The sequence below is a fragment of the Neobacillus sp. FW104-15D2 genome, assembly GCF_058790155.1.
The window spans coordinates 149469-161559 of record NZ_JBYTCJ010000001.1; the positions used below are offsets into that span (position 1 = coordinate 149469).

Genomic DNA, 12091 nt, shown 5'->3' on the forward strand with positions numbered 1-12091 from the left:
TATGTTTACTTAAGAGAATGTGTACTTTTTAAGGGGGAAGTGAAATGACCGGATGAAGTTCTATGAAATGGACGTAAAACAAACGGAAAAAACACTGAATACGGACTTTTCGTCTGGATTGTCAACGGAAGAGGCAAAAAACCGAATAATAGAGCATGGATATAACGAACTGGCGGAAGGTGAAAAAGAATCAGCTTTGATTTTATTTTTCAGCCAATTTAAGGACTTTATGGTCCTAGTTTTGCTGGCGGCTACGCTTATTTCTGGGCTGCTCGGTGAGTATATCGATGCTATTGCTATTATTGCTATTGTTTTAATCAACGGTTTCCTGGGTTTTTTCCAGGAAAGAAGAGCTGAACGGTCACTGCAGGCATTAAAGGAATTGTCAGCTCCACAGGTTAGCATTCTGCGCGATGGCAGATGGATAAAGACTCCATCAAAAGAGATTGCAATCGGGGATGTTATGAAGTTTTCAAGCGGGGACAGAATCGGTGCAGATGTAAGGCTCATAGACGTTAAGAGCCTGGAAATTGAGGAATCCGCTTTAACAGGGGAATCAGTTCCAGTTGCTAAACATATTGATCCATTAGAAAATGAGAACCCTGGAATTGGTGATATGGAAAATATCGCTTTTATGGGAACCATGGTTACCCGTGGAAACGGCATAGGAACAGTTATAGCTACTGGAATGCAGACAGCTATGGGACAGATTGCCGACCTTCTTCAAAATGCTGAAACAGCAACAACACCACTTCAGCACAGGCTTGAGCAACTCGGAAAAATTTTAATAACGGCAGCCCTTCTTTTGACTGTGCTTGTAGTAACAATTGGTGTCATGCAGGGCAACGATTTGTATACGATGTTCCTTGCTGGGGTGTCTCTAGCTGTGGCTGCCATTCCAGAGGGACTGCCAGCCATTGTTACTGTAGCTTTATCACTGGGTGTCCAGAAGATGATTCGGAAAAATGCTATTGTTAGAAAACTGCCGGCCGTCGAAACACTGGGATGTGCATCAGTCATTTGTTCCGATAAAACAGGAACCATGACGCAAAACAAAATGACCGTTACCCATCTTTGGAGCGGAGGACAGCTCTGGAGTGTGGATGGGGTAGGGTATGAACCAAAAGGCCAGTTTTACAGAAATGGAAAGCCTATTTCTGTAAAAGATGAAAAAGCTCTTCAGCAAATGCTTATTTTCGGTATGATTTGCAATCATTCTGACTTGATCCGTAATGAGGATGAAATCATTCTCGACGGAGATCCGACAGAAGGAGCACTTCTTGTCAGCGCCATGAAAGCTGGCTATGACAAAAATAGTCTTTTGAAAGAATTTGAGATTCTTAAGGAATTCCCTTTTGATTCGACCAGGAAAATGATGAGTATTCTGGTCAAGGACAAGGAAGGCCGTCAATTTATCGTCACTAAGGGTGCTCCTGATGTTCTGGTGGGAATAAGCCAGTCTGTTCTGTGGGACGGTAAAACGCAGTTTATAGAAGGGCAGACAAAGGTTAAGGTCCAGGAGGCTATTGATGGACTTGCCTCAAACGCTCTAAGAAATATAGCCATTGCTTTTAAACCTGTACCTGCTAATACCTTGATTCTTAGTGAACAGGAGGCAGAAAGAAACTTAACCTTTATTGGTATACAGGGCATGATTGATCCGCCAAGGCCAGAAGTGAAAAAGGCGGTAAGGGAATGCCGTGAAGCCGGAATAAAGACGGTTATGATCACTGGGGACCATGTGATAACAGCAAAGGCAATTGCTGGTCAGCTGGGGATTCTAACGCGCAAAAGCAAAATTGTCGATGGAAATACGCTTTCTGGAATGTCTGTAGAGGAACTCGAGGCTATTGTTGATGATGTTTCAGTTTTTGCAAGGGTTTCTCCTGAACATAAGCTGAAAATTGTTAAAGCATTACAAAACAGAGGGCATATTGTTGCCATGACAGGCGACGGGGTTAATGATGCTCCGGCTATTAAAGCGGCGGACATTGGTGTTGCTATGGGCATTACAGGCACCGATGTTGCAAAAGAAGCTTCAGCACTTGTACTTCTTGATGATAATTTTGCAACCATTAAAGAAGCTATTGTTGAGGGACGGAATATTTACGAAAATATCCGCAAATTTATCCGTTACCTGCTTGCCTCCAATGTGGGTGAAATATTGGTTATGCTGTTCGCGATGATCCTTGCATTGCCACTTCCGCTCGTACCAATTCAGATTCTATGGGTTAATCTTGTCACAGATGGTCTTCCGGCTATGGCTCTTGGCCTTGACCGTCCTGAAGAAAATGTCATGAAGAGAAAACCGCGAAGCCCGAAAGAAGGTGTTTTTGCCAGGGGCCTGGGATGGAAAGTCGTCTCTAGGGGATTCTTAATTGGTTTAGTAACCTTGCTGGCGTTTATTATTGTTTACAAAAACCAGCCAGATCGCCTTCAATATGCGCAGACAGTGGCATTTGCGGCACTAGTAATGGCACAGCTTATACATGTGTTTGACTGCCGAAGCGAAAAATCAGTGTTGTCACGGAATCCTTTCGGTAACCCATATCTTGTTTGGTCAGTCATTTCCTCCCTTGCCTTAATGCTTGTAGTAATTTATTATCCTCCATTGCAGCCGATTTTCCACACCCTTCCGATCGCCGGAAGAGACTGGCTGCTGATAATAGGATTGTCAGCTATTCCTACTTTTTTACTGGCAGGTTCATTTTTGGTGAGAAAAACAAAATAAAGTATGTTATAATCCAAAAGGTAATAGAGAACCACTCTATTACCTTTTGTTGTTACAAAAAAAGCGGAAGTGCCCGTTATGCGACGTATGGCCGTTTGAAGAAAGGCTAAGGTCGCCACGTCCTGTGGCAACGCCTTTCTGACCCGCGTCCTGCGCGCCTCCACTTCGACTGAGATAAAGGAAACACGAAGAGCAAAGTGATTCGTTGTTGACTTATCGTAGGGAGGAGAGGGATGGACAATAGGCGCAGGGCACTGGAGCTAGACAATAAGAAAAGCTAAGCATCGGCTCTGCTGTTGGATTTTCGCCTCAGCATTTGCCATGTTTCCTAATAGATTGGATGGTGTCAGATGGATGGCCTTTAGTATGACTGGCTTCGGCAGAAGCAAAATGGAAGCAGGTTCTTTTTCGGTAAATGCAGAAATTAAAACAGTTAATCACCGTTTTTGCGAGTTCCATATCCGGATGCCCCGCCAGCTTCTGAGTATTGAAGAAAAAATCAAGAAAAAACTTGGTACCTTTATCAAAAGGGGAAGAGTAGAGGTTTTTATTACTCTCGAAGGTGAAGGGACTGTCTGCCGCAAAGTTCATGCAGATTGGAATTTGATAGAGGAATATTATCAATTTATCCAGCAGGCACGTGAAAAGTATGCCATTGAAGGATCCATCACCATTCAGGAACTAATCAGCCGGGAAGAGTTTGTACATATTGAAGAATCAGAAGGTTCTAATGAAGATCTTGAAAATGCTGTCCTTTCTGCTGTAGAGGAAGCGGCCTCACAGCTGGCCTTAATGAGGCAGACTGAAGGCAAGGAGTTATTAAAAGATATTACAGCCCACTTAGCGCAGATTCAATCTTATGTTTCAGGACTGCGTAAATATGCTCCAGAGGTTGTTCAGCAATATAGGGAACGAATAACCAAGAGAATGCAGGACTTCCTGAATGGGCAAATAGACGAGGCCAGAATTCTTACAGAAGTGGCTATTTTCTCCGAAAAGGCCGATATTAACGAGGAATTAACCCGCCTGGGAAGCCACATTCAGCAATTTTTAAAAATATTAAAAGAGAAAGAGCCCATTGGGCGAAAGCTTGATTTTTTGGTACAGGAAATGAATCGGGAAACGAATACCATTGGTTCTAAAGCAACGGATTCCTCCATAGCCAGGGATGTTGTGGAAATCAAGAGTTTGCTTGAAAAAATCAAAGAGCAGATTCAGAATATAGAATAATGTGTTTAGAAAGAATGGTATACGGCAAAAATAAATTATTGATGATGGGGGAACATCATGTCTATTAAGCTAATCAATATCGGTTTTGGAAATATAGTTTCTGCTAACCGAATTATATCGATAGTCAGCCCTGAATCAGCGCCGATTAAAAGAATTATTCAGGATGCCCGTGACCGCGGCTCATTAATTGATGCCACATATGGCAGGCGGACCCGTGCTGTCATTGTAATGGACAGCGACCATGTGATTCTTTCTGCGGTACAGCCGGAAACGGTTGCCCACAGGCTGGCAGACCGGTCTGATATTATTGATGAAGGGTAGGATTTTTTAAAATGACAGATAAAGGACTGCTAATCGTACTTTCAGGCCCCTCCGGTGTAGGTAAAGGAACGGTTAGAAAAGAGATTTTTTCCCAGCCTAATACGGCTTTTGAATATTCTGTTTCCGCGACAACAAGAGCTCCTCGCGACGGAGAAGTTCATGGAGTTGACTATTTCTTTAAATCAAGAGATGAGTTTGAAGAAATGATCCGCAAGGAAGCGCTCCTAGAACATGCCGAATTTGTAGGGAATTACTATGGAACTCCTGTCGATTATGTTAGAGAGACACTTGAAAGAGGTAAGGACGTTTTCTTGGAGATCGAGGTAAAAGGAGCACGCCAGGTCCGTGAAAAATTCCCGGAAGGATTATTTATATTCTTGATGCCGCCAAGCCTGACAGAACTTAAAAACAGGATCGTGACAAGGGGAACGGAAACAGAGGATTTAATTAATAACCGTATGCTATCCGCACGGGAAGAGATTGAGATGATCGATCTATATGACTATGTTGTGGTTAATGACCAGGTAGAGCTTGCTGTAGAAAGAGTTAAAGCAATTGTGACAGCGGAACATTGCCGCAGAGAACGCGTGGCATATAAATATAAAAGATTATTGGAGGCTGATTAAGTATGTTATATCCATCTATTGACTCATTGCTAGAAATAATTGATTCTAAATATTCCCTCGTATCCGTGGCAGCAAAGCGTGCACGGGTGATGCAGCAAAGTGGCGGCTACAGAATGAACAAGTATGTTTCCCACAAATATGTAGGCAAAGCATTGGAAGAAATTTATTCAGGTGAACTTACTTACCGAACTCCAAAAAAGTCTGAGACTGCTGAAGATTAATCAAAAAAATATAAACTTTATGGAGGTCTGGCGCGAATATGTGTCAGACCTTTTATACTGTCAGAGTGTTTGTTCAAAAAAGATGAAAATTTGCCGTGATTGCATCATAATGAAGAAAAGATAACTGGATTAAGCATTCGGGGGTAATGAAAATGATCAATGGAAAAAAAATATTACTCTGTGTTACCGGAGGTATTGCAGTTTATAAAGCTGCAGCGTTAACCAGCAAACTTACTCAAGCTGGCGCAGTGGTGAAAGTAATTTTGAGTGAATCAGCAGCCAAATTTGTTTCGCCATTAACCTTTCAGGCGCTATCCAAAAATGAAGTTTATACAGATACATTTGATGAAAAGAACCCAAAAGTAATTGCTCATATAGATTTAGCCGATTGGGCCGACCTTATTTTGGTTGCTCCCGCAACAGCTAATACCATTGCAAAAATAGCAAATGGCCTTGCTGATAATATGATTACCACCACACTTCTTGCTGCAACTGCTCCAGTGTGGATTGCACCTGCGATGAACGTTCATATGTATGACCACCCTGCAGTCAAGAAAAACATAGAAACATTATATAATTACGGCTACCGTTTTATTGAGCCGGGTGAAGGATATTTGGCATGTGGTTATGTTGGAAAAGGGCGGCTTGAGGAGCCTGAAAAAATTGTGAGTCTTGCTGAAACATTTTTTCAAAATGGCACAGGCGTGCTGGCAGGAAAAACAGTCATTGTAACCGCTGGACCTACCAGGGAAAAAATTGATCCTGTCAGGTTTATTTCGAATCATTCAACAGGAAAAATGGGCTACGCGATTGCGGAGGAAGCTTCTAAAGCAGGTGCGCGTGTCATCCTTGTTTCCGGTCCAGTTAGCATTGATGCACCCCCAGGAGTGGAGCTTGTTAAGGTTGAAAGTGCTAAAGAAATGCACAAAGCCGTATTTTCTTATTTTGAAGATTGCGATGCTGTAATCAAAACAGCTGCTGTTGCTGACTACCGTCCAAAAATACAATATGAACATAAGGTGAAAAAACAGGACGGAGATGCCTCTATTGAACTTGAGAGGACAAAGGATATACTTTTTGAACTTGGCCAGAAAAAAACGAAACAGATATTAGTAGGGTTTGCTGCTGAAACGGACCATATCGATGAATATGCAAAAAGAAAATTACAGAAAAAAAATGCAGATATGATTGTTGCTAACAATGTTAGCCAGGAGGGTGCGGGTTTCGGCACTGAAACCAATATTGTAACAATTTATAAAAAGGACGGGAATTCTGAAAGCCTGCCTTTGATGTCTAAACAAAAAGTGGCAGAGAAAATTATTAATGAGGTTTCTCTCCTAATAAAGGATATGAGTGAATATGAAGATCGCGAGTGTAATTGTTGATGTTCCTGCAAAGCAGACCGACCGATCATTTGACTACCTAATTCCTGCCAAATGGGAGAATATTATTCAGCCGGGTATAAGGGTAATAGTCCCGTTTGGCCCAAGAAAAATTCAGGGATTCGTTAAGGAAATTAAATCACAGTCCGATTTTGAGAAGCTTAAGGAAATAAGTGAACCAATGGATTTATATCCGGCCTTGAACCCGGAATTAATGAATCTGGGAGAATGGCTTGCCGATCATACTCTCAGTTTTAAAATATCAGCCTATCAGGCAATGCTTCCAGCCGCATTAAAAGCGAAGTATGAGAAAAAAATCAGGCTCGTTCCCGGAAAGGGACTCGAGGCGCTTCCTGAAGAAATTCAGCAGCTATTTCACGAAAGTTCGGAACTGGATTGGGATCAGTCAGTTCAGCAGGGTTTTATCTCAGCTTTGCAAAAGGAAGCCTCCAAAGGAAATGTTGAAGTTATTTACCAAGTAAAAGAAAGAGTTAAAAAGAAAAGCCTTCTTTTTGTTTATCCGGCTGTAACAGTTGAAAAGCTGAAGGATGAAATCGGCAGTTTGCCTGCTCGTGCATCAAAGCAAAAAGAAGTATTAGAGCATTTTTTAGAGAATTCAGAGCCAGTTGAATTAAGGAAGCTCATTTCTGCACATGAGTTCTCAGCTTCTTCAATAAGAGGACTTGTATCAAAAGGAATACTCGCTGAAAAGGAAATGGAAGTATACAGGGATCCCTATGAAAACAGAACTTTTGAACGAACAAATCCTTTTCTTTTAACAAAAGAACAGGAGAACGCGATTTTACCAATTCTTGAGGCTAATCAAGCCGAAATGCATGAAGTATTTTTGCTTTACGGGGTAACGGGAAGCGGAAAAACGGAGATATACCTCCAATCCATTCAGGATGTAATAGAAAAAGGCAAGGAAGCTATCATGCTTGTCCCTGAAATCGCATTGACACCTCTTATGGTTAACCGTTTTAAAGGGCGGTTTGGCGATCTGGTGGCAGTGCTTCACAGTGGTTTATCGGCTGGAGAAAAATATGATGAATGGAGAAAAATCCAGCGAAAAGAAGTAAAAGTGGTAGTTGGAGCCCGCTCGGCCGTTTTTGCCCCTTTTGAAAATCTCGGACTTATTATTATTGATGAAGAACATGAGACAAGCTATAAGCAAGAGGAAATGCCCCGTTATCATGCGAGAGATGTGGCCATTGAAAGAGCTAGAAACTATCAATGCCCGGTTATTCTTGGCAGTGCCACTCCTTCCCTCGAATCTTTTGCCCGCGCTCAAAAAGGTGTCTACCATTTATTAAATCTGCCAAATCGAATGAACCAGCAGTCCCTTCCTTCCGTGGAGATCATCGATATGCGGGAGGAACTCCGTCAAGGCAACCGTTCCATGTTTTCTACGGTTTTACTTGAAAAATTAAGGGACCGGGTGGAAAAAGGACAGCAAACTGTTTTGTTTCTTAATAAAAGGGGACATTCCTCCTTTGTAATGTGCAGAGATTGCGGTTATGTCCTTAATTGCCCTCATTGTGATATCTCACTTACGTATCACAGAGCAAGCCAAAGGATGAAGTGCCATTATTGCGGATTCGAGGACCAAGTACCATTAAACTGCCCGGACTGTTTAAGTGAGCATATCCGCTTTTTTGGCACAGGCACACAGAAGGTAGAGGATGAACTGGGTAAAATTATGCCTGAGGCAAAAGTGATAAGGATGGATGTGGATACCACTTCCCGAAAAGGCTCCCATGAAAGGTTGTTAAGGGACTTCCAGGATGGTAAAGCAGAAATATTGCTTGGTACCCAAATGATCGCTAAGGGGCTTGATTTTCCGAATGTTACACTTGTTGGTGTCCTTACAGCTGATACAATGCTCCACCTTCCTGATTTCAGGTCCTCTGAAAAAACATTTCAGCTGCTTACCCAGGTAAGCGGCAGGGCTGGCCGCCACACTTTGCCAGGAGAAGTAGTGATCCAGACATATTCCCCTGAGCATTACAGTGTAGAACTTGCAGGCCAGCAGGATTTCGATTTATTTTACAAGCAGGAAATGATGATTAGAAAGCTTCATAAGTATCCGCCGTTCTATTATATTGCTCTAGTAACAGTTAGCCATGAAAATTTGATGGCTGCTGTTTCTACAACTGAAAAAATAACTAACTATATTCGCAATCATGTATCTGAGGATGCCGTTGTCCTTGGTCCAGTGGCATCCCCAATCCCAAGGATCAATGATAGATATAGATATCAATGTTTGATAAAATACAAGCGGGAACCGGAATTGGGTACAACACTCAAATACGTACTCGACCGTTTTCAGACTGACAGCAATGGCGGACTTCAGGTGTCAGTGGATGTAAATCCATATATTTTAATGTAATCTTAAGAGTCTGAAAAACCGACTGTTTTGGCATCGGGTTTTTGGGAGAAAATAAAGAATAGCGGAAGATACCGCTTAGCGAGGCAGCAATTTAAGTGAGATCTTGAGAATTGCTCACTTGAATCCACTCCATGTAACTTTGCAACGAGCTGAAATCCAGCTGCTAAATGACTCAAAAATTGGTTCTGGAGAACAAAAGGTGTAACTAAAACACAACTTAGTGAACCAAAATGGTTTCTAGAGAAGCAAGAGGGGTAACTAACGCCCCAATGTTGCAGGAGCACTTTTCCTAGTGGTAAGTTGTTCTGGCGTTGAAACTAAAAAGCTTTCAAAGCTTCTTTTTATACAATACCAGCGCTTTTCGGCAAAAGCTGAAAGCTTTATAAATATAGAATTGATTAACGGAGGAACAGTTTTGGCAATTCGTAAAATAGTAACTTATCCAGCAGATATATTAGAACAGCAATGCAAGCCTGTTACAGCTTTTGATAAGAAATTAGGCAGGCTGCTAAATGATATGTATGATACTATGATTGAATTTGATGGGGTAGGCCTGGCCGCACCTCAGATTGGGATAGATCAGCAAATTGCAATTGTGGATATTGATGATGAGTCAGGAACAATTGAAATGATTAATCCGGTAATTCTCGAGACATCCGGCGAACAAACTGGGCCGGAAGGCTGCTTGAGTTTCCCAGGATTATTTGGTGAAGTAACAAGGCCTTATAAGGTGAAAATTGAGGCTTACGATAGAAATGGACATAAATATACGCTTGAAGCAGAAGAATTTCTTGCGAGAGCGATCCAGCATGAAATAGATCATCTTTCAGGTGTGCTCTTCACTGAAAAGGTGGAAAAATATTTAACTGAGGAAGAGTTGGAAGGGTTGGAACAAGAATGACAAAAATCGTTTTTATGGGAACGCCTGATTTTTCAGTCCCCGTATTAAGGCAAATCATTGCGGATGGATATGAGGTTGTTGGAGTAGTGACGCAGCCAGATCGCCCAGTAGGCAGAAAAAGAGTCTTAACACCTCCGCCTGTAAAGGCTGAGGCGCTGAAACATAACATCCCTGTTCTCCAGCCGGAAAAAATCCGTATTAAGGAAGAAGTTGAAAAAGTACTTGCCCTTCAGCCAGACTTGGTTGTAACTGCGGCATTTGGTCAAATTCTGCCTAATGAATTGCTTGAAGCGCCGAAGTATGGCTGCATTAATGTGCATGCTTCTTTGCTACCCGAATTACGGGGAGGAGCTCCTATCCACTACGCCCTTATTCAGGGAAAGGAAAAGACAGGGATTACCATTATGTATATGGCTGAAAAGCTTGATGCCGGTGATATTTTAACTCAAGTAGAAGTTCCCATCACCGAAGAGGATAATGTAGGAACCCTGCACGTAAAATTAAGCTCGGCTGGAGCTCAGCTTTTATCTGATACCCTTCCTAAGCTTCTCGAAAATAAGCTTGAGCCAATTACTCAAAATGAGGCAGAGGCAACTTTTGCCTATAATATTAAAAGAGAACAGGAAAAAATAGACTGGTCCAAATCTGGTGAAGATATTTATAACCAAATAAGAGGAATGAATCCGTGGCCTGTTGCCTATACGTCAATGGACCAAATGGTTCTGAAAATATGGAAGGCCGAGAAGCTTCCATCCAAAGAGAGCCAGCCGCCTGGTACTGTAACAGATATTCAGCCTGACGGACTTGTTGTCCAAACAGGTAATTCTACTGCTATAAAAATTACCGAACTTCAGCCTTCCGGAAAAACAAAAATGTTATCAGAACAGTTTTTGAGAGGTTCAGGTGCTAAACTAACAACAGGAATTAAGCTGGGAGAATAAAATGGCCAAAACAAAAAACGTCCGTCAAACTGCATTAGAAATACTGGATGCAATTGAAAAAAATCAGTCATACAGCAACCTGCTCCTAAACAATGCCATTGAAAAGAATCAACTGCCCTCAAAGGATATAGGTCTATTAACTGAATTGATTTACGGTACTCTTCAGAGAAAGATGACCCTGGATTTCTATTTAAAGCCTTTTGTGAAGAATAGTAAAAAAACGGAATGCTGGGTAATGAATTTATTAAGGCTAACACTTTACCAAATGGTTTATCTGGATAGAGTACCTGACAGGGCTGCCATTCATGAAGCTGTTGAAATTGCAAAAAAACAGGGGCATAAAGGAATTGCCGGTATGGTTAATGGGGTAATGAGAAGTATTCAGCGTGAGGGCTTGCCGTCATTGGATACGATTTCTGATCCATTGGATAGACTGAGTATTGAAACCAGCCATCCGATTTGGCTTGTAAAACGGTGGGATAAGCAGTTCGGCTATGAAAAAACAAAAGAAATGTGCGAACAAAATCTCATTGCCCCACTGCAGACTGCAAGGGTAAATCTTACCAGAATTTCAAGAGATGAGTGCCTGGAAACTCTCAAAGAAGAAGGCTTTGAAGTGGAAAAGAGCCCTGTCATTCCTGAGGCAATCAGAGTTCTTAAAGGTAACATTGCTTCCTCAAAAGCGTTCAAATGGGGTATGCTTACCATTCAGGATGAGAGCTCAATGCTTGTTGCATATGCACTGGGTGTAACCGAAAATGAGCATATTCTTGATGCTTGCGCAGCCCCAGGTGGAAAAAGCACTCATCTGGCCGAAAAAATGGATAATACGGGTGAGGTCGTTTCCCTGGACCTCCATCTTCACAAAGTAAAGCTTATTCGTGACAATGCTCAAAGGCTTGGACTTGGTAATATTAGAGCTATTACAATGGACAGCAGGACAGCTGGTGAGCGTTTCGAGGAAGAAATGTTCGACCGAATCCTTCTTGATGCCCCTTGTTCGGGGTTAGGCGTCATGAGAAGAAAGCCTGATATCAAGTATGTGAAACAGGAAAAGGACTTGACCCAATTGTCCTCCATCCAAAAGGATCTTTTGGGAACTATGGCACCACTTGTGAAAAAAGGTGGATATTTAGTATATAGTACATGTACCGTAGATGAAGAAGAAAATCAGAACGTAGTGTCCTCTTTTCTAGCTGAAAACCCCGATTTCGAGGGGGACTCCAGCTTTAAAGAACGGATGCCCGAGGCCGTACGGCCGCTGATCAATGGTTTTGACTTGCAAATTTTACCGCAGCATATAGGTTCAGACGGATTTTATATAGCATGCCTAAGAAAGAAGGTGTAGC

10 protein-coding genes are annotated in these 12091 nt (G+C 42.0%); all 10 read left to right on the plus strand.

What is annotated here, in order from left to right; genetic code table 11:
* Positions 1 to 52: 52 nt before the first annotated feature.
* The 10 genes from AC3WR0_RS00785 to rsmB all read left to right on the plus strand — a co-directional run bounded on the left by AC3WR0_RS00785 (position 53) and on the right by rsmB (position 12090).
* On the plus strand, positions 53 to 2731 hold the full coding sequence (locus tag AC3WR0_RS00785) for a cation-translocating P-type ATPase (protein WP_492550559.1): 2679 nt from the start codon (positions 53 to 55) through the stop codon (positions 2729 to 2731).
* Between the two features lie 354 nt (positions 2732 to 3085).
* Positions 3086 to 3961: a YicC/YloC family endoribonuclease gene (locus tag AC3WR0_RS00790; protein ID WP_492550560.1), complete on the plus strand. Its 876-nt coding sequence runs from the start codon at positions 3086 to 3088 to the stop codon at positions 3959 to 3961.
* 57 nt (positions 3962 to 4018) lie between these two features.
* Positions 4019 to 4282: an extracellular matrix/biofilm regulator RemA gene (gene remA / locus AC3WR0_RS00795; protein WP_166023812.1), complete on the plus strand. Its 264-nt coding sequence runs from the start codon at positions 4019 to 4021 to the stop codon at positions 4280 to 4282.
* Positions 4283 to 4293: 11 nt separating this feature from the next.
* On the plus strand, positions 4294 to 4908 hold the full coding sequence (gene gmk / locus AC3WR0_RS00800) for a guanylate kinase (protein WP_027323333.1): 615 nt from the start codon (positions 4294 to 4296) through the stop codon (positions 4906 to 4908).
* A gap of 2 nt (positions 4909 to 4910) precedes the next feature.
* Entirely contained in the window at positions 4911 to 5129 is a 219-nt protein-coding gene (gene rpoZ / locus AC3WR0_RS00805; protein ID WP_027323334.1) for a DNA-directed RNA polymerase subunit omega, read from the plus strand.
* A gap of 152 nt (positions 5130 to 5281) precedes the next feature.
* Positions 5282 to 6514, plus strand: coding sequence for a bifunctional phosphopantothenoylcysteine decarboxylase/phosphopantothenate--cysteine ligase CoaBC (gene coaBC, locus AC3WR0_RS00810; protein ID WP_492550561.1), 1233 nt, complete (start codon positions 5282 to 5284; stop codon positions 6512 to 6514).
* A complete protein-coding gene (gene priA, locus AC3WR0_RS00815) occupies positions 6489 to 8900 on the plus strand; it encodes a primosomal protein N' (RefSeq protein ID WP_492550562.1) in 2412 nt (803 codons plus the stop codon). Before coaBC ends, priA begins: the two co-directional genes overlap by 26 nt.
* A 415-nt stretch (positions 8901 to 9315) precedes the next feature.
* A complete protein-coding gene (gene def, locus AC3WR0_RS00820; protein WP_027323337.1) occupies positions 9316 to 9801 on the plus strand; it encodes a peptide deformylase in 486 nt (161 codons plus the stop codon).
* A complete protein-coding gene (gene fmt, locus AC3WR0_RS00825) occupies positions 9798 to 10742 on the plus strand; it encodes a methionyl-tRNA formyltransferase (protein WP_492550563.1) in 945 nt (314 codons plus the stop codon). Before def ends, fmt begins: the two co-directional genes overlap by 4 nt.
* A gap of 1 nt (position 10743) precedes the next feature.
* Positions 10744 to 12090, plus strand: a complete 1347-nt coding sequence (rsmB, locus tag AC3WR0_RS00830; RefSeq protein ID WP_492550564.1) for a 16S rRNA (cytosine(967)-C(5))-methyltransferase RsmB — start codon at positions 10744 to 10746, stop codon at positions 12088 to 12090.
* The last annotated feature ends 1 nt before the right edge of the window (position 12091 follow it).